Raw genomic sequence first — 20,605 nt, 5'->3', positions numbered from 1 at the left:
TCGAAAAGTTACGGCCGACTTTATCGCCACTTCGCTACGCACCGAACGAGCCCTCGGACCCACCGCGGACCACCCGCCGCCCCGCGAATCACCCCAAAGCCCGCATCCTCCGCATTTCCCGGGCCGGAGCGGCACCCCGCCTACCGGAACTCCCAGTACCGGTCACCGTGGGTGACCGGCGGCGAACGAGAACGCCCGATCGGTCTGTGCCAGAGTGACTGACCGCGGCAGGGCCGCACGGCGCCCCCGCCGACGCCCCGCCGCCGTGCCACCGGCCGAGCCGGGCACACCCGCAGCAATCGAGAGGGACCCATGAGCCGCAGCGTCTTCATCACCGGTGGCAACCGAGGCATCGGACTGGCGATTGCGCAGGCCATGGCCGCCGACGGCGACAAGGTCGCCGTCACCTACCGCTCGGGCGAGCCGCCCGCCGGCGTCCTGGGCGTACGGTGCGACATCACCGACCCGGAGCAGGTCGAGGCGGCGTTCCGGCAGATCGAGGAGGCGCACGGCCCGGTCGAGGTCCTGGTGGCCAACGCGGGCATCACCCGCGACGCGCTGCTGATGCGCATGTCCGAGGACGACTTCGGCGACGTGGTGGGCACCAACCTCACCGCCGCCTACCGGGTGGCCAAGCGCGCCACCCGCGGCATGCTGCGGGCCCGCAAGGGCCGCATGATCTTCATCGGCTCCACCGTCGGCCTGCGCGGCGAGGCGGGCCAGGCGAACTACGCGGCGGCCAAGGCCGGACTGGTCGGTCTCGCCCGCTCCATCGCCCGCGAACTGGGCTCGCGCGGCATCACCGCCAACGTGATCACCCCCGGCCTCACCGAGACCGACATGACCGCGGCGCTCCCGCAGGAACGCCTGGACGCCATGCTGGAGGAGATCCCGCTGCGCAAGGCCGCCCGCCCCGAGGACATCGCCGCGGCGGTGCGCTTCCTCGCCGGCGAGGAAGCGTCGTACATCACCGGCGCCGTCATCCCGGTCGACGGCGGCGCGGGCATGGGCCACTGACCCCGCCCGCACGGTCCGCACCACCCCACACTTCCCACGCCCTCACTCCCGGGGGCGTGGGCGAAGACACCCACCCCCGTACGGGGCGGCTGGGTGAGCGCTTGGACGGGGGTCAGGCGCTCGCCCACCCAGGGAGAAGAAGCCTGTGAGGCGCCGCATCATGGCGCCTCACAGGCTTCGGCGCTTTATGGGGGCGGCCACGAGGACGCATACGGTGTGCGAATAATCGACAGTCTAACTTGCAAGTTCTCCTGTCGTTGTCCTACGGTGCGGCCATGCCCGACAAGGATCAGGAACGCCTGGCGACCGACCTGGGCGCCACCGTGAGCCTCCTCGTGCGACAGCTGCGCGCCGTCTCGCACGCCGGCGGCCTCACCGCCTCGCAGCGCGCGGCACTCGCCCGTATCGACGCCGAGGGGCCCACCACCATCGCGGCACTGGCCCGCGCGGAATACGTACGGCCGCAGTCGATGCGGATGACGGTCGGGGCCCTGGAGGAGCAGGGCATCCTGCGGCGGAGCCCGCACCCGACCGACGGCCGGCAGGTCGTCTTCTCCTTCACCGAGGAGGGGCGGCGGGTGCTCGCCGAGGCCCGGCAGGCCAAGCAGAACTGGCTCGCCGTCGCCATCGCCGAACGCCTCGCCCCGGCCGAACAGCACACGCTGGCCGAAGCCACCGAACTGCTGAAGCGGCTGATACAGGAATGAGGGCCCGGGGAGCGGCGGCGGAAGCGCGAAGCGCCCCCGGGGCGGCGCCCGGAGGCGGTGAGCGGGGGTTCGGGGCGCGGCTGATGACGCCGCTGCTGCTCGGCTCGGTGCTCAACCCGGTCAACTCGACGATGATCGCCACCGCGCTGGTGGCCATCGCCCGGGACTTTCGCGTCGGCGCCGCCGACACCGCCTGGCTCATCTCCGCGATGTACCTGGCCAGCGCGGTCGCCCAGCCTTCCATGGGCCGGCTGGCCGACCGGCTCGGTCCGCGCCGGGTCTTCGTCGCGGGGCTGGTGACGGTGCTCGGCGCCGGTCTGCTCGGCGCACTCGCGCCCACCTTCACGCTGCTGATCGTCTCCCGCGTCGTCCTGGGCGTCGGCACCTCGGCGGCGTACCCGGCCGCGATGGCGATGCTGCGTACCGAGGCGGAACGGGTGGGCCGCGGCACGCCGCGCGCCGTCCTGGGGCGGCTGTCCCTCGCCGCCCTGGGCAGCGCCGCCGTGGGCCCGGCGCTCGGCGGGCTGCTGGCGGCGACCGCCGGCTGGCGCGCAGTCTTCGCGGTGAACGTCCCCCTCGCCCTCGTCGCCCTCGCCTGCGCACTGGCCTGGCTGCCCGCGGACGGGCGTGCCGCCGCGGACCGTACGGCGGACCGCGAGACGGCCCGTACGTCAGCCCGCGATGCGGACCGCCCAGGCTCCCTCGACCCGCTCGGCATCGCGCTGTTCGCGGCCACGCTCACCGTCGCAATGTTCTTCCTGCTGGACCTCGCGCACCCCCGCTGGCCACTGCTGGCACCGGCCGCCGCGCTCGCCGCCGTCCTGACGTGGTGGCAGCTGCGCCACCCCGAACCCTTCCTGGACCTGCGGATGCTCGCCCGCAACGGCGCGCTGCTGCTGACCTACCTCCGGCACGGGCTGACGTACCTCGTCATCTACTGCGTGCTGTACGGCTACAGCCAGTGGCTGGAGGAAGGGCACGGCTACAGCGCCTTCCATGCCGGGCTCATCATGCTGCCCATGTCCGGGGCTGCCGCCGTCTGCTCCCTCGCCGGTGCCCGCACGAAAGGCATCCGGGCCCCGCTCACGGCCGCCGCGGCGTGCCTCGCCGTGGGCAGCGGCGTCTGCCTGCTGCTGGGCGGCGGTACGCCGCCGGCTCTCCTGCTGCTGGCCGGAGCCCTCTTCGGCATCCCCCAGGGCCTCGCCTCCACGGGCAACCAGGCCGCGGTCTATGCGCAGGCACCGGCCGACGGCATCGGCGCGGCGGCCGGGTTCCAGCGCACCGCGCAGTACTTCGGCGCGATCACCGCTTCGAGCCTGATCGGGCTTCTGTACGGGCAGCGGGCCACGGACACGGGGCTGCACGAGATCGCCGTCGTCGGCCTCGTCCTCGGCGGACTGCTGCTCGTACTGACCGCCGCGGACCGCACATTGCGGCCCCGGACCGTCCCGTCGTCACCGGCCCGTACGGCCACACCGTCCCGTACTCGTACGTCCCCGAACCCCGCAGCCACCACCCACCGCACCGGAGACTCGTCCCCCCTTCCCTAGGAGCACCCCATGCCCGTCACCGCACTCGATCCCACCACCGCCCTCGTCCTGATCGACCTTCAGAAGGGCATCACCGCGCTGCCGACCGCCCACCCCGCCGCCGAGATCGTCGAGCGTTCCGCGCGGCTCGCCGCGGCCTTCCGGGCGCGGGACCTGCCCGTGGTGCTCGTCAACGTCACGGGCGGCGCGCCGGGCCGTACGGAGGCCGGGCGGCCCGGGGGCACGCCGCCGGCCGACTGGGCCGAGCTGGTGCCGGAACTCGACCGGCAGCCCACCGACATCGCCGTCACCAAGCAGACCTGGGGCGCCTTCCACGGCACCGGCCTCGACGCGGAGCTGCGCCGCCGGGGCGTCACGCAGATCGTCCTGGCGGGCATCGCGACGAGCATCGGCGTGGAGTCCACGGCGCGCGCCGCCCACGAGCACGGTTACCACGTCACCGTCGCCACGGACGCGGTGACCGACATGGACGAGGAGGCGCACCGCCGAAGCCTGGAGAAGATCTTCCCGCGGCTGGGCGAGACCGGCTCGGCGGAGGAGGTCATCGGCCTGCTGGGCTGACCGGACCGGGAGGCGGCGGCGCGGCGGCCGTCGGGGCCGCGCCCTTGGCCAGGAGCAGCAGCGCGTCGACCAGGTCTGCCGCGGACGAGCCGGTGGCCAGGCGCCGCAGCTGCTGCCCTGCCACCAGGGCCACCACGGTGCCGGCCAGCCGCTCGGCGTCCGCGACGCCCAGCGCCGTCAGGATGCGGGCCGCCAGCCGGTCGTACGCGGCGAAGCACTCGGCCGCCGCGGTCCGCAGCCGCTCGTCGCGACCGGCCTGGACGTACAGTTCGAACGGCGCGATGTGCTCGCTGTCGAACTCGGTGCCGCCCGCGACCTGTCCGACCAGCGCCGCGGCCTCCGCCAGGCCGATCCGGTCGAGACGGGTGTCGTCGGCCAGCGCCGTGAACCGCCGGGTCTCCTCGTCGACGAACCGCAGCAGGCTCTCCCGCAGCAGGTCGTGCTGCGTCGCGAAGTGGTACGTCACCGAGCCCAGCGACACACCGGCCTCCTTCGCGATGCGCCGGTTGGTGACGGCGGCGACACCGTCCCGCCCGATGATGCGCAGCACGGCGCCGATGATGCAGCGCCGGGTGTCGCCGGGCTGAGCGGCCCCGGTCTCCGCCGCCGTCATAGGCCCACGGCGTCCGCCGAGCCGCCGAGGCCGTCGGCCCTGAGGGGGCGCGGCTGCGCCCGCCCCGCGCCCACCACCCGAGGTCGCTCGGCCACCTCCGGCCGTTCGCCCACCAGCCCCGCCTCGGGCCACTGCTCGTACCACCGCAGCTCCGCCTCCAACTGCGCCGCCAGCGAGATCAGCAGCGGTTCCGAGTGGGACGGGCCGAGCAGCTGGGCGCCCAAGGGGAGGCCGCCCGCGGTGAATCCGGCGGGCACACTGATGCCGGGCCAGCCGAGGACGTTCCACGGCCAGGCGTACGGGCACGCGGCGATCATCGCCCGGTCGGTCTGCCAGCCGCTCATCTTCGCGAGCGTGCCGATGCGCGGCGGCGGCGCGGCCGTGGTCGGCGTGAGCATGAGGTCGTACGGGCCGAACAGCGCGCCCACCCGCCGGTGCTGGCGCCGCTCCGCCGCCCGCGCCCGGCGCAGCACGGGGCCGCCCAGCAGGCGTCCCAGCCGGGCCGCTTCGCGGGTACGGCGGTCCAGCAGCGTGCGGTCGGGCGCCCGCGCCACCCATTCCCGTACGCCCGTCGTCGCCCGCGGCACGAACGCGAGCCCGATCAGCCCGTAGTCCGGCTCGGCCTCCTCGACCTGGTGGCCGAGGGCCGCGAGCGTACGGGCGAGCGCGGTGACGGCGGACCGTACCTCAGGGTGGAGCGGTTTGGGCGTACCGGTGAAGGCCGGCTTCCAGGAGAGCGCGATGCGCAGCCGCCCCGGGTCGCGGTCCGCCGCCGCGCGGGCCGCGACGGGGCGGGGCCGGTGCAGGTCGCCGTCGTGGCTCCCGGCGGCGGCGTCGAGCAGCAGCGCCGCGTCCCGGACCGTACGGGCCAGCGGGCCGAGCACCGTGATGCCCTGGAAGGATTCCGGGTCGGGCCAGGTCGAGATGCGGCCGCGCTGCGGCTTGATGCCGACGAGGTGGGTCCAGGCGGCGGGGATGCGGACCGAGCCCGCGCCGTCCGTGCCGAGGGCGGCCGGCACGAGTCCGGCGGCGACCGCCGCGGCCGAGCCGCCCGACGAACCGCCCGGTGTGTGGCCCGGATTCCAGGGATTGCGGGTGTCGCCGAACGCGGGGCCCTCGGTGAACGGCCACTGCCCCAGTTCGCAGGAGTTGGTCTTGCCGACGATGACCGCGCCGGCCGCGCGCAGCCGCCGTACGGCCTCGGAGTCCGCCGCCTTGGGCGGGAACTCGCCCGCGCAGCCAAAAGCGGTGGGCTCGCCCGCCACATCGGTGTCGTCCTTGACGGCGACCGGCACGCCGAGCAGCGGCAGCCGCTCCCCCGCCGCCAGGCGCCGGTCGGCCGCGGCGGCCTCGGCGAGCGCGGCACCGGCGCGGACCCGCCGGAACGCGTTGACCGTGTCCTGGGTGGCGTCGATGCGCTCCAGCGAGCGCCGTACCAGCTCCACCGACGCGACCCGGCCGGCCGCCAGCGCCGCCGCCTGCTCGGCCAGTCCTTCGTACTCCCCGCCGGCGCCGCTCCGGTGGGCGGCACCGTTGTCGCCGTTCCTGCTGCCGTTGTCCCGCAGGCCCATGAAACCCCCTTGCCGGACTGTTCGTTCGAACGAACGACTTCGACGGTAACCGGGCCGGGCGGCGGCTTCAACGGTGCTCGCGTCCGAGTTCCGCGAGGCGGGTCAGGGCCGGCAGCGCGTCGGCGAGCGCCCGGCGCTGCGCGCCGGACAGGCGGTCCACCAGGGGCGTCAGGTGGCGGGTGCGGGCCTCGTGGCGGGTGCGTCCGGCGCGCCGTCCGGCCTCGGTGATACGGACGAGGACGGCGCGCCCGTCACTCGGATCGGGGCGGCGCGCCACCAGCCCGTCGCGCTCCAGCCGGGCGACGAGCTGGGTGATGCCGGGCTGGCTGACCTGTTCGGACCTGGTCAGGTCGGTCAGCCGCAGCGGGCCGTCGTGGCAGGTGAGGGTGTCGAGCACCGACAGCGCCGTGGACGAGAGCTTCTCCGGGACGGGGAGCCGGGCGTAGAAGCGGCTGAAGGTCTCGATCGCGGTGGCGAAGGCGTCCACGTCCAGGTCGCGGGCCGGGGCGGGGTTCGGTTCGTCGTGCACACGGAAAAACCTATCGAATTTTTTACCTTCGCCCCTTGTGTTCCGCCCCGGCCCGCCCGGCGGGAGGCCGCGCCGCGGTCAGTCCTGCGGCCGTACGACCATCGCCGACCCGCCGCCGCGCCGCACCTTCTCGGCCGCCGCCAGCCAGCGTCCGCCGGGCAGACGCTGGACGCCGGTCGCGGCGCCGATCTCCGGGTTGCGGGTGAACCGGTGCCCGATCGCCTCCAGTTGCGCCCGGACCGGGCTGTCCCACAGGCCGGGTTCCAGCTCGGTGGCGGCCGCGTTGCGCTGGCTGGCGCGGGGCGCCGCGATGGCGTCGACCAGCGGCATTCCGCGGTCCAGGTGGTTCAGCAGACTCTGCAGCACGGTCGTGATGATCGTCGCGCCGCCGGGCGAGCCCAGCGCCACCACGGGCCGGCCGTCCCGCAGCACGATCGTCGGGGACATCGAGGAGCGCGGGCGCTTGCCGGGGCCCGGCAGGTTCGGGTCGTGCACGGCCGGGTTCGCCGGGGCGAAGGAGAAGTCCGTCAGCTCGTTGTTGAGCAGGAAGCCGCGGCCCGGCACGACGATGCCGCTGCCGCCGGTCTGCTCGATGGTGAGGGTGTAGGCGACGACGTTGCCCCATTTGTCGGCGACGGTCAGGTGGGTGGTGTTCTCGCCCTCGTACGTGGTCGGTGTGGCCCGGCCACCGGCCTCGCAGGGCTTCGGGTGGCGCGGGTCGCCGGGCGCCAGCGGGCTGGTGAGCACCGCGTCGTCCTTGATCAGGCAGGCCCGGGAGTCGGCGAACCGCTGCGAGGTCAGGCCCCGGGTCGGCACGTCCTCGAACTCCGGGTCGCCCACCCAGCGCCCCCGGTCGGCGAAGGCGATACGGCTCGCCTCGATGTAACGGTGCAGGTAGTCCTTCTCGCTCAGCTTCGACAGGTCGCTGTGCTCCAGGATGTTCAGCGCCTCGGCGATGCTGGTGCCGCCGGACGAGGACGGCGCCATGCCGTACACGTCCAGCCCCCGGTAGCGGGACCGGGTCGGCGCCTGGGAGCGCACCTCGTACGAACGCAGGTCACGGGCCGTCAGGTCACCGGCCCGCACCTTGCGCCCGGCGCCGGGCCGCACCGGCGGCTTCCGTACGGTGCGTACGACGTCCGTGCCGAGCCGACCGTGGTACATGGCGTCGGCGCCCTTGTCGCGCAACTCCTTGTACGTCCGGGCGAGATCGGGGTTCTTGAAGGTGGAGCCGACGGCCGGGAGCTTCCCGCCGGGCAGGAACAGGCGGGCGGTGGCGGGGAAGTCGCGGAAGCGGGCTTCGTTGGCGGCGGTCTGCGAACGGAAGGTCGCATCGACCGTGAAGCCGTCGCGGGCCAGCTTCTCCGCGGGCTTCAGGACGTCGCGCAGCGAGCGGGTGCCCCACCGGTTAAGCGCGGTGTCCCAGGTCGCGGGCGTGCCCGGGGTGCCGACGGACAGCCCGCTGGTGACCGCCTCGTCGAACGGGACCGGCTTGCCGTTCTCCAGGAACAGACCGCTGGTGGCGCTGCGCGGCGCGGTCTCGCGCCCGTCGAGGGTGCGGACGGTGCGGGACTTGGCGTCGTACGAGACGAAGTAGCCGCCGCCCCCGACGCCGGCCGAGTAGGGCTCGGTGACGCCGAGGGCCGCCGCGGTGGCGACGGCCGCGTCCACGGCGTTGCCGCCCTTGCGCAGCACCTCGATGCCGGCGGCCGAGGCGTCGGCGTCCACGCTGGAGACCGCGCCGCCGTAGCCGACCGCGACCGGCGCCTTGGGCGGGGTCTTCGCGGGCGCCCGGGACGGGGACGGCGGGGCGGCGGCCGGGGACTGGGCGGCGGCCGGGACGGTGGTCAGCGAACCGGCGAGGGCGGCCACCACCCCCAGTACGGAAAGTCGGCGGACCGGTGTCATACGGCGTTCCCTCCTGGCCTGAGCGGGCGGCAGGGGCCGGAGCCTACCTGCGAGATCACGGGGGCGACAGGGGGCGCGAGGGCGGGGCGCGAAAGGGGCGCGCAGGGGCGTGAGGCACGCGGTGCACAAGGGGCGCACGACACCGCATAGGGGGTTCCGCTCCCATGCCCGTACGGATGCGGGCAAGGCCACCCAGCCGCCCGCCCCGCGTTCGAACACACTCCCGGACAGCCGCTACGCTCCCCCGCCATGAACGACTCCCTGCTCCTCCTGATCGTGGCGGTGGCCGCCCTCGTCGTGGGCACGGCGGGCGGCTGGGCCGCGCAGGCCGCCGTGGTGCGCCGCAAGCTGACCCGCGAGCAGAACTTCTTCGGGCTGCCCGACGGGTCGGAATGCGTGCTGGTCACCCACCGGGACAGCACCTCGGCCCACTGGAGCATCCCGCGGCACGACGCGCTGGCGCTGCTCGGGCTGGCCTCGGTGGTGGAGAACTGCGGGGCGCACGCGGAGGTGGCGCCGCACGACACCGGGCTGCAGGGCTTCGGCGCCCGTACGGAGTTCTGCGTCGGCGACCCGACCGCGCACCGGCGCCTGGCGGCCCACATGGCCAACCTGCTGCCGGGGGTCGCCGTGCACCCCGGGGACGAACACGGCATCGGACGCGGGACGTTCGCGGTCGGCGGCTCGACGTACCGGCTGGAGCCCGGCGCGACGGAACACGTCCTGCTGGCCCGGCTCACCGCCGTCGAGAGCGGCCGACCGGTGTTCCTCGCGGCCGGCCAGCGCCCGGTCACCCACCGCGCCGCGGTGCGGCACCTGGTGCGCAACCGGGCGCGGCTGGCCCGCAAGTACGGCGTCGACGGGCAGTTCTGCCTGCTGCTGAAGGTCGTCAACTCACAGGCGTACGGGCCGGACGTGGTGGAGCTGGTCGCAGACGTGACCAAGGCCGCGCTGGCGCCGCCGGAGCCGAAGGGCCACCGCGCGGGCGTGTAGGCCCCGCGCGGTGGCCAGGTTCAGCCACAGCCTTCTCAGCCGAAGTACATGACCTCGGGCGCCGGTCCGCCGCAGTACGGCCGCCAGTCCGCGAGCCCGGGCCCGTTCGGCGTGCCGGTGGCGGCGAAGGCCGCGAACGCGCCGCCGAAGGCCCGTGCCAGGCGGCGGGCGTCCGTGCCGGGCCGGCCGAGCATCGGGCTGTCGGGGTAGGCGTCGAACGTCCCGAAGAGGAAGGGCAGCTCCGCGCAGTGGGTGGCGCCCAGCGTGCCGTCGTCGCCGTCCGGTGCCCGGTCGAAGCGGTAGACGTACGCGGGGGTGCCCTGCGCGGCGCGCTGCTCGGCGATCCGGGTCACGCCGTCCCGGAACAGCCAGCCGGTGGCCGCCTCGGTGAGGAGTCCGGCGGGCGAGGCGTCCGGGCGCAGGCGCGCCAGGTCGTCGTAGGCGCAGGCCGCCGCGTCGCGGTCGCCGTCGCGGAAAGTGTCGCGGGCGTCCTCGCGCATGATCCGCAGGACGTCGTCCCGGGTGAACGCGCGGGCCCGCTCGTCGAAGGCGACGAACGCGGTCATCTCGTCCCGTACCGTACCGATCAGCAGCCCGGCGTCGCCCAAGGCGCCCTCGGCCACGGCCTGCCGGGGCGCCGTGGGCAGCAGCGCGCCGCCGAGCACCGGGTACATGGGCGGCGCGACCCGGCCCGGCCGCGCGCGGTCCGCCGACAGCCGGGCGTACGCGGCGAGCAGCCGTTCCGCCGGCAGCGCACGCAGCTCCCGCAGCACCTCCGCCTCCCGGGCGCCGCCCACCGCCTTCCCCGGCAGCCCGAGCAGGTCCAGGAAGGCGGTCGCGCTCCCGGCCGCCGCGTCCGGTTCCTGGGGCGGCAGCCCCCACGGCCCGCTCTGCGCGATGACCCGGCGCACCAGCCCGCGGGTCTCCGGCGCGACCGCGAGGGCCAGGGCCGCATACGCGCCCGCCGACTGCCCGCCGACGGTGATACAAGCGGGATCGCCCCCGAACGCCGCGATGTTGTCGCGCACCCAGCGCAGCACCGCGGCCTGGTCCCGCAGGCCGAGGTTGCCCACACCGGACTCCGGCAGATACAGGTAACCGAGCGGCCCCAGGCGGTAGTTGGCGGTGACCACGACCACGTCGCCGAGTGCGGCGAGCCGGGCCCCGTCGTACCAGTCCCAGCCGCCGGAGCCGCTGGAGAAGCCGCCGCCGTGGAACCACACCAGCACGGGCCGCCCCGCACCGGCCGCCCCGGCCGGGCTCCAGACATTCAGCGTCAGACAGCCGTCCTCGCGCCAGTCGACGGCCCGGCGCCCCATGACGCACTCCAGGCGGGACGGCCCCTGCGGTACGGCAGGCCCCGGACGCGCCGCGTCACGGACACCGGACCAGCCCTCGTGCGGGCGCGGCGGCGCGAAACGCAGCGCTCCGACCGGCGAGGCCGCGTACGGGATGCCGCGGAAGGCGGCCACCGGCGGCGCGTCCACGCCCCCCTCCCCCACCGGCGCCGGTTCGCCGCACACCCGCCCCCGCTCGGTCTCCACGGTCCGCCACCACGCGCGTCCTGCGGCCATCGTTCAGCCCCTTCGTCCGGTCCGGCCCCCGTGCAGCAGCACCCGTTCTACGCGACGGCCCGCCGTATCCGAACGCCTCCCCACCACAAAGCCCCGCCGTCACCCCCGAGTGGTGGTCCTGCTACCAACGGCTCCGGCGTGCCGGGGCCCGGGCGACCGGCCGACCCCACGCCCCAGGGAGCGCGTGATGGTGGAGCGCGTGATGAGCGAGTGGCGGGAGCGGCGGAGGAAGTAGGCCGTCCGGGCCGGAGACCGGGGGGTGGAACCGGTCCGCGCCGGGCCCACCCCCGGTTTTCAGGACAGCGTGTCCCAGCTCCACAGCTCGATGCCGGTGGTCTCACGCGGGGCGAACGGCGCCCGCCAGTCACCGGTGCCGTGGTAGACGTACGTCGTACGGTCCTTCGTGGTGACGAAGAGGTCGGCCCTGCCGTCGGCGTTCGCGTCACCGATGCCGACCATCTGGGGGTAGGCGTCCCAGCCCGCGCCGATCTTCACCCGGTCCGCGAACGTACCGTTGCCGTACCCCAGGTACAGCCACAGGACACCGTCCGGATCGCGGGCCACCAGGTCGCCGCCGGGGCCGCCGGCCACATCGCCGACCGAGGTGATCTCGTTGTACATGTTCCAGCCGGTACCGGCCTTGACCCGCGGCGCGAACGGCGCCCGCCAGTCACCCGTGCCCTTGTAGAACCAGAGCACACCGGCGGAGTCGCGGGCCAGCAGGTCGCCGCGGCCGTCGCCGTCGATGTCCCCGCCGCCCGTGATCCGGTCGTACATCTCCCAGCCCGCGCCGATCTTCGCGCGGTCGCTGAAGGTGCCGTCACCCTTGCCCAGGTACAGCCACAGCACCCCGTCCTTGTCCCGCACCACGATGTCGCCGGCCGACGCGCCGGCCACATCGCCGACGGCGGTGACCTGGTTGTAGTCGCCCCAGCCGGTGCCGACCTCCTTGCTCTGCGTGCCCTTGAGCTTCCCGTCGTCACGGAAGGTGTCCATGACCGAGAGCGTGCTCGATCCGCGGAGCAGCAGGTCCGGCGTGCCGTTGTCGGTGTAGTCGTGCGGGGCGGGCCTGCGCGTCACCTTGAACGTGCCGCTCTTCTCCAGGACCGGCCCCAGGTTGTTGAGCGGCTTGGCGCTGAACTTCCAGGTGTAGTCGCCGTTGGGCGCGGCCGGCTTGTCCGACCAGTCGCCGAACACGCCGTCCCAGTCGAAGTCGACCCAGCCGGGGCCGCTGTGGCCCGGGCCCGCGTCGCCGGGGCGCACGGTGAACTCGTGCTCGGCGCCGGACGCCTGGTGCCGCAGGGTGATGGTGACCTCGACGTTGCGGCGGGACAGCTGCCAGCGCGGCTTCCAGTGGCCCTTGGACAGGTCGGCCACCGCCGGTACCTGCGCGTCGGTGAGCGTGACCTTCGTCGGCTCACCGGTGCTCGCGACCAGCTGCGCGACCGGCGCGCCGTCGGCCCCCGCGGAGATCCGGTACAGGCCCTCGCCCTGTTCCGCGGTGCCGCCCGTCATCAGCAGGGCGCCGTCCGGCGTGGGAGTGAGGCTTTCGAAATGGTCGAGCACCTTGCGGTCGGTGCCGCCGCCGACCGGCATGGCGCGTACGGAGGGGTCCCGGGAGTACTCGGTGGTCTTCTGCTTCTCCCCGTAGACCGCCCAGTCGCCGACCAGACCGACGTCCGGGATCACCATGCCCTTGAGCGCGGTGCTCCACCGCTTGCCGTCGCCGTCACCGGCCAGCTCCACCGTTTCCAGTTCGGCGCGGGGGTCGAGCACCGAGCCGCTCACCGCGAGGTGCTTGGCGGACACGGCGGCACCGGCGGTGTAACCGCTCGCCAGGCTCCGGCCGGTGACAACCTTGGCCGTGGCCAGGTCGACCACGACGTAGTCGAAGAACTCACCGTATCCCCGCCCGCAGCGGACCACGGCCTTACCGGAGCCTCCCGCTTCCAGGTGGAAGTCGTTCGAGTGACCGGGCAAGCCGGTGACCACCCGGTCGGTCACCTTCTCGCCCTCGGCGGCGAGCAGGTGCACCTCCTCGTCCTTCTCGTCCTTGCCGACCCGCTTGTACGCGAACACCGAGGAGCCCACGGTGCCCATGTAGTGGTAGCCGTACGTGGTGAGGTCGATGAACGTGGACTTCCCCGTGGCCATGTCGCGCAGGGTGATCTTCTTGGAGGCGCCCATGACCGGGTCGTCGCCGAGCGCGACGACGTCGGACGCCGTGCCGTGCTCCGTCCCGAACCCGTAATCGGCCTTGTCCTGGGCCAGTTGCGTGGTGCTGCCGTCCGCGTAACGCGTCCACACCACCTTGCCCTGCGGGTCCGCGGAGAGGTACCCGGTGGTGCCCGCGCTCACGATCCGGGAGCCCGGCGCGAGCTTGCCCACCGGGGCGGCGGGGGCGGCGAAGGCCGCGGGGGCCGCCGGAGCGGCCGCGGAGGCGGGGACGGCGAGCGGGCCCGCGGTGACCGCCAGGCCGACCGCCACCGCCGTGCTCAGCAGCCGTCCGGACCGTCTCGATATCGGGGAAAAAGTCATGTGCCCTCCTGGCAACACACTGACCAGCCGGAGAGCGCCCAGGGGACACTGTTTCCCCCGAACCGACGGAAACCGTGTGCCCCCCGCTGGTGATCGGGCAAACCCTAGCAACAGCGGATTTAACCAGATCACATCTCCGCTGGTCACAGCGGAGATCCGAGGCAACTTTGGCCAGTGCGCCCCGCCTTCACCGCTCCTCCGTCGCCAACCACCCCGCCAGCCCCAGCATCCCGGCCCCCGTCGCCGCGTCCAGCCGCCGTCGCACCCGCCGGGTGATGCCGAGGGCCTTCAGCCGTCCGCCCAGGGCGGCGTAGCCGCAGGCGCAGCAGAATTCCACGGCGATGTAGGCCGCTCCCAGGGCGCACAGCGGGAGGACGACGTGTGCGGCGTCGCGGGAGAGGAATTGCGGGAGGAAGACGGTGAAGAGGATCAGGGCTTTCGGATTGGCCGCGGCCACGATGAACTCCTGGCGGGCCAAGCGGATTGCGGATACGGAGAGTTGGCGGCCCGGCGGGCCCGCGTCGCCGTTCCGGCTTCCCGGCCCCTCCTCACCCGCCGGCCGGCCCGCCGTGGCCACCGTCCGTACGCCCAGCCAGGCCAGATACGCCACGCCACCCCATTTGACGACGCTGAACGCCGCTTCGGACGCGGTCAGCAGCGCTCCCAGTCCGGCCACCACCGCCGCCACCATCAGCGCGAACGCGCCGAACCGGCCCAGTGAGGCGCCGACGGCCGCCCGTGGACCGTGCCGCAGGCCGTTGCGGAGTGCCAGTAGTTGGTTGGCCCCGGGTGTGGCGGCCAGGAGGACGGCCGCCGGGAAGAACGCGGCCCATTCGACGCCGGTCACCATGAGTCGACGCGTACCCCGTGGCACACGGAGCCGCGCGGGCGGTTCCCCCTGACCGTCCGAACCCGTCCGCCTTGTCCGGTACGCCCGCCCCCGCCCGCCCCATCCAAATTGGCATCACATACTCCAATTCAGTACGGTGTGCGTGTGCGCCTGACGAAGAGCACCGACATCGCGCTCCGCATCGCCATGCGGCTGGCGGTCCTCGGCGACCGGGAGGACGCGCCGACCACCCGGGAGGTGGCCGGTGCGGTCCAGGTGCCGTACACCCACGCCGCCAAGGTGGTGAGCAGACTGCAGCACCTCGGCGTCGTGGAGGCCCGGCGGGGCCGCAACGGCGGGCTGTCGCTGACCGCCGCGGGCCGCACCGGCTCCCTCGGGCGCCTGGTCCGCGAGCTGGAGGGGGTCGGCGACGTGGTGGGCTGCGAGGACGATCCGCCCTGTCCCCTGCGCGCGGCCTGCCGGCTGCGCGGCGCGCTGCGCGCCGCGCAGGAGGCGTTCTTCGCCGCGCTCGACCCGCTGTCCATCGAGGACCTGGTGGATACCCCGACCGGCCCGCTGCTGCTGAGCCTGTCGCCCCGGCCGGAGGGCTGAACGGCCCTATTGCGCCGCCACCCCCGCTCGTACGCTCGCAGTGAAATACGAATCTAAGATGCCAGTTTTCACCGCGGCGTCGCACCGCCCGGCCACCGTGCCGGCACAACTCAAGATCAGCACATCTCAAGAACACGAACCGGAGCATCCGATGCTGTCGACCACGTCCGCCGAGACCGTCCGCGCCACCCTCCCCGCCGTCGGGTCGGCCATCGGCGAGATCACCCCGCTCTTCTACGACAAGATGTTCGCCGCCCACCCCGAGCTGCTGCGCGACCTGTTCAACCGCGGCAACCAGGCCAACGGCAGCCAGCGCCAGGCGCTCGCGGGCTCCATCGCCACCTTCGCGACGTACCTCGTGGAGCACCCGGACGAGCGCCCCGACGCGATGCTGGAGCGCATCGCGCACAAGCACGCCTCGCTCGGCGTGCGCGCCGACCAGTACCCGATCGTGCGCGAGCACCTGTTCGCGGCCATCGCCGAGGTGCTCGGCGACGCGGTCACCGAAGAGGTGGCGGCGGCCTGGGACGAGGTGTACTGGCTGATGGCGAACGCCCTCATCGCGCTGGAGGAGCGGCTGTACGCGGCGGCGGGGACGCCCGGCGGCGACGTGTGGCGCGAGTACCGCGTGACCGGCCGGCTCCAGGAGACCGACGACGTGGCCACCTTTGTCGTACAGCCGGTGGACGGGGGCCCGCTCCCGGCGTCCCGGCCCGGCCAGTACGTCTCCGTACAGGTCGAGCTGCCCGACGGCGCCCGCCAGATCCGGCAGTACAGCCTGTCGGGCCGGCCGGACGCCGGTCTGCAGTTCTCCGTGAAGCGGGTCACCGGCGACGCGGCGGGCTCGCCCGCGGGCGAGGTCTCCAACTACCTGCACGACCACGTGCAGGGCGGCGAGGTCCTGCGCGTGAGCGCGCCGTTCGGCGACGTGGTGCTGGACGAGGGCGACCGCCCGCTGCTGTTCGCCTCGGCGGGCATCGGCTGCACACCCATGATCGGCATGCTGTCCCGGCTCGCCGCCGACGGCTCCGCCCGGCGCGTCGTCTCCGTGCACGCCGACCGCTCCCCGTACACCCACGCCTTCCGTGCCGAACTGCGGCAGCTGACGGAGAAGCTGGACAACGCCACGGCGGAGGTCTGGTACGAGCAGCCGGAGGACGGCGGGGCCGGCGAGGGCGCCGGCGAGGCGATCACCTTCCACGAGGGCCTGATCGACCTGAGCCGGGTGGAGATCCCGGCCGGCACCATCGCCTACCTCTGCGGCCCGGTGCCGTTCATGAAGGCCGCCCGCGCCCAGCTCCTGGAGGCGGGCGTACCGGCGGCGGACATCCACTACGAGGTGTTCGGCCCGGACCTGGGCCTGTGAGCACGGCATGCGCCCGGCCCGCCGGCCGGGCGCACCGCCCCGCACCCGGACATCTCCACGTTACCCATCCGTAACCTACCGACGGGTTACCTCCGGTAAGAGCGGCACCTTACTCTCCAGTCACTTCAGCCCCCCTCCTGAAGCACCTGGAGCAGTAGATGTCGCCCTCACGCCCCACGCTGCGCACCGCCGTCGGCACCGTCTCCGCGGCCGTGCTCGCCACCTCCACCCTCGCGGGCGCCCCCGCCGCGAACTCCGCGGCGCCCCCGCCCACGGCCGGCGCGCGGAGCGGCGCCACGGCACCACGGGACCTCGCGGCGCGGTTCCCCGACGTGAAGTTCGTCGACATCCAGGGCGACGGCGGCATCACCCTGAAGGCCAATGTCTTCACGCCGGGCGACGCCGCGCCCGGCCGCCGCTACCCGCTGATCGTGCTGCCCACCAGCTGGGGCATGCCGCAGATCGAGTACGTCGTGCAGGCCAAGAAGCTCGCCGACGCCGGGTACGTGGTGGTCGGCTACAACTCCCGCGGCTTCTGGCAGTCCGGCGGGCAGATCGAGACGGCCGGTCCCCCGGACATCGCCGACGCCTCCAAGGTCATCGACTGGGCGCTCGCCCATACCCCGGCCGACCCCGGCAAGGTGGGCATGGGCGGGGTGTCGTACGGGGCCGGGATCAGTCTGCTGGCCTCGGCCTTCGACAAGCGGATCAAGGCGGTCGCGGCACTGAGCGGCTGGGCCGACCTGATCGACTCGATCTACAGCGGGCGCACCCAGCATCAGCAGGCGGCCGCCCTGCTGGGCGGTGCCGGTGCGCTCACCGGGCGCCCCAGCCCGGAGTTGAAGACCATCCTCAAGGACTTCCTGGCCTCCAATTTGGCCAAGGAAGGCGACATGCTCAAGTGGGGCGCCAAGCGGTCCCCGGTCACCTACCTCGACCGGATCAACGCCAACGGCGCGGCCATCATGCTGGGCAACGCCTGGGGCGACTCGCTCTTCCCGCCCAACCAGTACGCGGACTTCTACGAGAAGCTCAAGGGGCCCAAGCGGCTGGAGTTCCGGCCCGGTGACCACGCCACCGCCGAGGGCCTGGGCCTGCTCGGCCTGCCCAACGACACCTGGGACCACACGAAGCGCTGGTTCGACCACTACCTCAAGGGCGCCGACAACGGAGTGAACCGGGAGGCGCCGGTCCAGCTGAAGTCCCGCTCCACGGGCGCCTACGAGGGCTACCAGAGCTGGAAGGACGTACCCTCCGGACACCGCAGGATCGCGCTGAACGGTACGCAGCGGATCGCCACCAACTGGGACTCCGGTGCCAACGGCGGCATCGTCTTCCTGTCCAGCATCCTGGACCAGTTCCTCAAGCTGCCGCCGATGGCCTCGATCCCGCTGCTGCCGCGCTCGGTCGCGGCCGTGTGGCAGTCCGAGCGCTACACCTCGGCCCAGCACGTACGCGGTACGGCGAAGCTGCACACCACCGTGACCAGCACCGCGGAGAGCGGCACCGGCATCGCCTACCTGTACGACGTCGGGCCGCTCGGTGTCGGCAAGCTGGTCTCGCACGCGCCGTTCACGTTCCACGGCAAGGCTCCGGGCAAGCCGTTCGGCGTGGACCTGGAGCTGTTCTCGACGGCGTACGACGTCCCGGCGGGCCACCGGCTGGCGGTGGTCGTGGACTCCGTGGACCCGCTCTACATCGAGCACAACCCGTCCGGCGCGAAGCTCACGTTCTCCTCGCCCGCCGACGACCCGTCGTGGCTGTCGGTGCCGGTACGCGACTGAGCGGTGGCCGGGGGCGTCAGTGCTGTTGCCCCGCCCCCGGCAGCAGCGTCCCCGGCTCCGGCGCGTTGACGTCCACCGCCTCCGTCTTCAGGCTCTTGCGCTGCCGTTTGGCGACCCGGTACGCGCACCACGACAGCAGCATGCACATGCCGATGTAGATCGGCGAGATGATCAGGACGACCGGGATGAACGGCAGGTCGTAGTCCAGGTTGGAGGCGATCAGCTTGCCGGCGTGCAGGAACTCCTCGTAGGTGATCAGGAAGCCGAGCGAGGTGTCCTTCAGGGCGACCACCAGCTGGCTGATGATCGTGGGCAGCATGGCGCGGACCGCCTGCGGCACCAGCACATGCGTCATGACCTGCGTCTTGCGCATGCCCAGCGCGTACGCGGCCTCCCGCTGCCCGCGGTCGACCGAGTGGACGCCGGCCCGGAACACCTCGGCCAGCACCGAGCCGTTGTACAGCGTCAGCCCGGCGACCAGCGCGTACAGCGGCTCGGCCTTGAGCGCCACGTAGATGAAGAAGATCATGACCAGTACGGGCATCGCCCGGAAGAACTCCACCAGCAGCGTGCTCACCCAGCGGACCGGCGCATGGTCCGAGAGCCGTCCGGCGGCGAGCACCGCGCCCAGGACGAGGGAGAGCACCGCCGCGATCGCGAACGCCTTGAGCGTGTTGCCCAGCCCTTCGAGCAGCAGCTCCTGGATGCCCTGGTACGCGAACGGCGTCCACTTGCGCGCGCTGAACTGGCCGGTGTCGATGAGCAGATACACGGCCCAGGCGAGGAGGGCGAGGATCACCACGGTCGCCACCACCCCGTAGATCCGGTGTCGGCGCCGGGTCTGCGGCCCGGGGACGTCGTAGAGGGCGGTGGTGGTCATCGGGGAACCCCCCAGCGCTTTTCCAGCACGTTGAACAGCGCGCTGATGGTCAGGGTCACGATCAGATAGCCGACGGCGATCCACACGAAGGTCCAGACGATGCTGTAGCCCAGTTCGTTGAGCGTCTTGTAGGTGCCGAGGAGTTCGACGACGCTGAAGGAGCCGGCGATCGCGGAGTTCTTGGCGAGCGCGATGAGCGTGGAGCCGACGGGCGGGATGACGGTACGGAACGCCTGCGGCAGCACCACGTCGCCCAGCGTCTGCGAGAAGGTCATGCCCAGGCTGCGGGCCGCCTCGCCCTGCCCCACCGGAACGGTGTTGATGCCGGAGCGCACCGCCTCGCAGATGAAGGCGGAGGTGTAGCAGCCCAGCGCCAGTACGGCGAAGACCTTGAAGGGCAGCACGACGCCGAAGCGCGGCAGGCCGAGCAGCACCGCGAAGAACAGCAGCGTCAACGGGGTGTTGCGCAGCACCATCACCCACACGGTGCCGAACACCCGCAGCGAGCCGACCGGCGCCACCCGGAACGCCGCCATCACCACGCCCACGGCGAGCGCCAGCAGCGAGGCGAAGACGGTCAGTTCGACGGTGCCGAGCAGGCCCTCCCCGTAGCGGGAGAAGTTGTCCAGGAGCACATTCATGGGCGGTCCGTCCTCAGCTCGCCGGGTAGCGGTCGATGGCGGGCGGCTTCGGAGCGGGGACGCCGGACAGGCCCAGCGTCGCGTCGTACGCCTTCTTCCAGTCGCCGTTCTTCTCGTGCGCGGCGAGGGCGTCGTCCAGCGCGAAGCGCAGCGCGGTGTCCCCGCGCGGCACGCCGATGCCGTACGGCTCCTGGGAGAACGGCTTGCCGGCCAGCTTCAGCTCGTCGGGCACCTTCGCGGCGTAGCCCATGAGAATCGCGTCGTCGGTCGTGACGGCATCGACCTGATAGGTGAGCAGGTTGTCGACGCACACCGAGTACGTGTCGTAGGCGACCAGGTCGGCCTTCGGGTAGTCGGACCGGATGCGCTGGTACGGCGTGGAACCGGCCGCCGAGCAGACCTTCCTGCCCGCCAGGTCCCGCGGCCCGTCGATGCCCTTCTGGTCCTTGCGCACGAGCAGGCCCTGCCCCGCCATGTAGTACGGCCCGGCGAAGCCCACCTGCTGCTTGCGCTTGGCGTTGATGGTGTAGGTGCCGACGTAGTAGTCGATCTGGCCGTTCTGCAAGGCGGTCTCGCGGTTGGCGGAGGAGATCGTCTTGAACTGGATGGTCTTCGGGTCGAAGCCGAGTGAGGCGGACAGCATCTTGGCGATCTCGATGTCGAAGCCGGTGTACGTGCCAGAGGCCGGGTCGCGCTCGCCCATGTACGGCTGGTCCTCCTTGGCGCCGACCACCAGACGGCCGCGGCTCCTGGCCTTCTCCCAGGTCGCCGAGCCGGGCAACCGGAAGCCCGTGGCGATCGTGTAACGGGGCAGCTGGCTGCCCTTGGGGCCTTTGACGGGCGGGCTGCCGGACTTGCCGCAGGCGGCGGCCAGCAGCGCGACGGCGGTCAGCACGAGCGCCGCGAGGGCGGTTCGGGTCTGGTGCATGGCG

18 protein-coding genes are annotated in these 20,605 nt (G+C 73.0%); 8 read left to right on the top strand and 10 right to left on the bottom strand.

The window, feature by feature from the left end:
* Positions 1-312 precede the first annotated feature (312 nt).
* The 4 genes from fabG to ADK86_RS13520 all read left to right on the top strand — a co-directional run bounded on the left by fabG (position 313) and on the right by ADK86_RS13520 (position 3,835).
* Positions 313-1,017 (top strand): 3-oxoacyl-ACP reductase FabG, encoded by a 705-nt coding sequence (gene fabG / locus ADK86_RS13535; RefSeq protein ID WP_053696813.1) that lies wholly within the window; start codon positions 313-315, stop codon positions 1,015-1,017.
* Positions 1,018-1,292: 275 nt separating this feature from the next.
* On the top strand, positions 1,293-1,724 hold the full coding sequence (locus ADK86_RS13530; protein WP_053696812.1) for a MarR family winged helix-turn-helix transcriptional regulator: 432 nt from the start codon (positions 1,293-1,295) through the stop codon (positions 1,722-1,724).
* Positions 1,725-1,807: 83 nt separating this feature from the next.
* A complete protein-coding gene (locus ADK86_RS13525; protein ID WP_053696811.1) occupies positions 1,808-3,274 on the top strand; it encodes an MFS transporter in 1,467 nt (488 codons plus the stop codon).
* A 9-nt stretch (positions 3,275-3,283) separates the two neighbouring features.
* Positions 3,284-3,835 carry an isochorismatase family protein gene (locus ADK86_RS13520; protein ID WP_053696810.1) on the top strand — a complete coding sequence of 184 codons (552 nt, stop codon included), beginning with the start codon at positions 3,284-3,286 and terminating at the stop codon, positions 3,833-3,835.
* Here ADK86_RS13520 and ADK86_RS13515 read toward each other — a convergent pair.
* The 4 genes from ADK86_RS13515 to ggt form a co-directional block, all read right to left on the bottom strand.
* Positions 3,816-4,448, bottom strand: a complete 633-nt coding sequence (locus ADK86_RS13515; RefSeq protein ID WP_053696809.1) for a TetR/AcrR family transcriptional regulator — start codon at positions 4,446-4,448, stop codon at positions 3,816-3,818. The genes ADK86_RS13520 and ADK86_RS13515 overlap by 20 nt on opposite strands.
* Positions 4,445-6,019 (bottom strand): amidase, encoded by a 1,575-nt coding sequence (locus ADK86_RS13510; RefSeq protein WP_053696808.1) that lies wholly within the window; start codon positions 6,017-6,019, stop codon positions 4,445-4,447. The genes ADK86_RS13515 and ADK86_RS13510 overlap by 4 nt, the downstream gene beginning before the upstream one ends.
* Positions 6,020-6,086: 67 nt before the next feature.
* The gene (locus ADK86_RS13505) at positions 6,087-6,548 is read right to left on the bottom strand and encodes a MarR family winged helix-turn-helix transcriptional regulator (protein WP_030592678.1); all 462 of its coding nucleotides are present in this window, start codon (positions 6,546-6,548) and stop codon (positions 6,087-6,089) included.
* 78 nt (positions 6,549-6,626) lie between these two features.
* Positions 6,627-8,456 carry a gamma-glutamyltransferase gene (gene ggt, locus ADK86_RS13500; RefSeq protein ID WP_053696807.1) on the bottom strand — a complete coding sequence of 610 codons (1,830 nt, stop codon included), beginning with the start codon at positions 8,454-8,456 and terminating at the stop codon, positions 6,627-6,629.
* 249 nt (positions 8,457-8,705) lie between these two features.
* Here ggt and ADK86_RS13495 point away from each other — a divergent pair, with 249 nt between their 5' ends.
* Positions 8,706-9,449 (top strand): hypothetical protein, encoded by a 744-nt coding sequence (locus ADK86_RS13495; RefSeq protein WP_053696806.1) that lies wholly within the window; start codon positions 8,706-8,708, stop codon positions 9,447-9,449.
* 35 nt (positions 9,450-9,484) lie between these two features.
* On the opposite strand, the gene ADK86_RS13490 is transcribed toward ADK86_RS13495, so the two are convergent.
* The 3 genes from ADK86_RS13490 to ADK86_RS13480 form a co-directional block, all read right to left on the bottom strand.
* Complete coding sequence (locus ADK86_RS13490) at positions 9,485-11,023, bottom strand: carboxylesterase/lipase family protein (protein ID WP_053696805.1); 1,539 nt, start codon at positions 11,021-11,023, stop codon at positions 9,485-9,487.
* A gap of 294 nt (positions 11,024-11,317) precedes the next feature.
* Positions 11,318-13,561 carry an FG-GAP repeat domain-containing protein gene (locus tag ADK86_RS13485; RefSeq protein ID WP_159393852.1) on the bottom strand — a complete coding sequence of 748 codons (2,244 nt, stop codon included), beginning with the start codon at positions 13,559-13,561 and terminating at the stop codon, positions 11,318-11,320.
* Positions 13,562-13,748: 187 nt separating this feature from the next.
* Positions 13,749-14,411 (bottom strand): LysE family translocator, encoded by a 663-nt coding sequence (locus ADK86_RS13480; RefSeq protein WP_053696803.1) that lies wholly within the window; start codon positions 14,409-14,411, stop codon positions 13,749-13,751.
* Between the two features lie 144 nt (positions 14,412-14,555).
* On the opposite strand from ADK86_RS13480, the gene ADK86_RS13475 reads away from it, so the two are divergent.
* From ADK86_RS13475 to ADK86_RS13465, 3 genes are all read left to right on the top strand, one after another.
* The gene (locus ADK86_RS13475; protein ID WP_053696802.1) at positions 14,556-15,002 is read left to right on the top strand and encodes an RrF2 family transcriptional regulator; all 447 of its coding nucleotides are present in this window, start codon (positions 14,556-14,558) and stop codon (positions 15,000-15,002) included.
* A gap of 151 nt (positions 15,003-15,153) precedes the next feature.
* Complete coding sequence (locus ADK86_RS13470; RefSeq protein WP_053696801.1) at positions 15,154-16,368, top strand: globin domain-containing protein; 1,215 nt, start codon at positions 15,154-15,156, stop codon at positions 16,366-16,368.
* A gap of 158 nt (positions 16,369-16,526) precedes the next feature.
* On the top strand, positions 16,527-18,152 hold the full coding sequence (locus tag ADK86_RS13465; RefSeq protein WP_053696800.1) for an alpha/beta fold hydrolase: 1,626 nt from the start codon (positions 16,527-16,529) through the stop codon (positions 18,150-18,152).
* A 16-nt stretch (positions 18,153-18,168) separates the two neighbouring features.
* Here ADK86_RS13465 and ADK86_RS13460 read toward each other — a convergent pair whose 3' ends face one another.
* Genes ADK86_RS13460 through ADK86_RS13450 form a run of 3 tightly spaced genes read right to left on the bottom strand, consistent with a single transcriptional unit; the run spans position 18,169 to position 20,601 of the window.
* Positions 18,169-19,032, bottom strand: a complete 864-nt coding sequence (locus ADK86_RS13460) for an amino acid ABC transporter permease (protein WP_053696799.1) — start codon at positions 19,030-19,032, stop codon at positions 18,169-18,171.
* Positions 19,029-19,673: an amino acid ABC transporter permease gene (locus ADK86_RS13455; protein WP_030592643.1), complete on the bottom strand. Its 645-nt coding sequence runs from the start codon at positions 19,671-19,673 to the stop codon at positions 19,029-19,031. The genes ADK86_RS13460 and ADK86_RS13455 overlap by 4 nt, the downstream gene beginning before the upstream one ends.
* Before the next feature lie 13 nt (positions 19,674-19,686).
* On the bottom strand, positions 19,687-20,601 hold the full coding sequence (locus ADK86_RS13450) for a glutamate ABC transporter substrate-binding protein (protein WP_053696798.1): 915 nt from the start codon (positions 20,599-20,601) through the stop codon (positions 19,687-19,689).
* Positions 20,602-20,605 lie beyond the last annotated feature (4 nt).

This window comes from Streptomyces sp. NRRL F-5755, from assembly GCF_001279365.1.
Taxonomy (GTDB): domain Bacteria; phylum Actinomycetota; class Actinomycetes; order Streptomycetales; family Streptomycetaceae; genus Streptomyces; species Streptomyces rimosus.
The sequence above is the reverse complement of the archived record's forward strand: the minus strand, read 5'-3'. Positions and strand labels throughout refer to the sequence as shown.